This window comes from Aliterella sp. E5.1, assembly GCF_057473825.1.
The window spans coordinates 1-1,307 of the sequence record NZ_JBYCCV010000398.1; the positions used below are offsets into that span (position 1 = coordinate 1).

Below are 1,307 nucleotides of genomic sequence, written 5' to 3' on the forward strand. Positions count from 1 at the left end.
ACTAAACGAGCATTAGCCCAATCAGCGTGATCAAAGTTATTGTTGTTGCCACCATCTGTGACAATTAGCTTCAGTTCCTGCTTGCCAGACACATCGACATCAACATTTTTAGTAGCTGAGTCACCTTGCATCACGCCACTGTCAAAAAGCTTTGCATTATCAGCCCATACCTGGAAGGTAACAGACCCCTTTTCGCCCACTTCATCATCGACCCCAATGTCTGAGCGGAAGGTTTTGTATTTGCCGCCTAGGGCATAGCGAATCTCTGATGCACTGTGGGTACCAAGTCCTTTGTTGTAGGATTTGCCATTAAGGGTAATTTTTTGACCATCTTCAGCTTGCTTTCCTCCGTTACTTATATCTTTCTCGACAGGTCCCCAACCACTGGTTGCAGAAACCCAATTAAGATCACTCAGATAGTTGATTTGGGGAGGGCTGCTCGTTTGCAAATTTTCAACTGCATCATTAACAGCTAAGGCATTCAATGCTTGACCAGAAAGGGGATCTGCACCAGATTCTTCCGCAAGTGTAGTTTTGCGGCTTGTTGGAGTAGCAGCAAGATTTTGAAGATTCTGACCAAGATCAATACTACTTTCGGCTTGAAGATTAGCGTCTGCAGAGGTGTCTAGTTCGGCTAAGTCCGCAGACGATTCTCCACCTCCTGAACTGCTGGTCTCCAATGTTTTTGAAAGCATCGCTAGATCACTGCTCTGACCTAAAGTGGCATCGGTTAATAAAGACCCTGACATGAGATCATTTGTTGAGTTTCCGATTCCTTCACTTGAACCTAGCGCAGGCGAACCATTGGGCAAAAGCCCATCAATACTTACCATTTTTCAATCCCCCCGGATTAATTGTTAATTGAACTAACAAACTTGATGTAATAGGTGGCTTGCAAAGCCTGAACAAGACAAGAAATAAACAGTAAGTCAGCGATCGCCAAATTCTGTAAGTTAGAGTTGCCCTGGCTTAAACTCTACCAGTGTCTATCTTCAGGCTTTTAGCTAATAGCTGAACATGATTCATTGAATGTCTGAAGAAGCTCTTTAGTTTACAGAGTCCTGTAAAAATTTAACTTAGCCTTTACAACAGAACAATTGACTTTGGCAGGTGATACGCTGCTCGCAAACAAGTCTACTTCTGAGATTTTGCAACTTTAACGGTAATTTCCCAGTGAAACACATTACATTCCCCCGAAATATAGTGCAGTCTGACATCTTTCTCCACTTATGTTTGTCTAATCGAGGCAAAAGGCTTCACACTGTTAACAAAGTGTTGATTTGAGCCAGTGGTACAGGTTTCATTGC

At 43.0% G+C, this 1,307-nt stretch carries 1 protein-coding gene; it reads right to left on the reverse strand.

All coding sequences use genetic code 11. The annotated features are described in order from the left end of the window. Positions 1-833, reverse strand: an 833-nt coding sequence (locus AC2VE5_RS27640) for an NPCBM/NEW2 domain-containing protein (protein ID WP_486890718.1), incomplete at its 3' end; no start/stop codon positions are given. Positions 834-1,307: the final 474 nt, after the last annotated feature.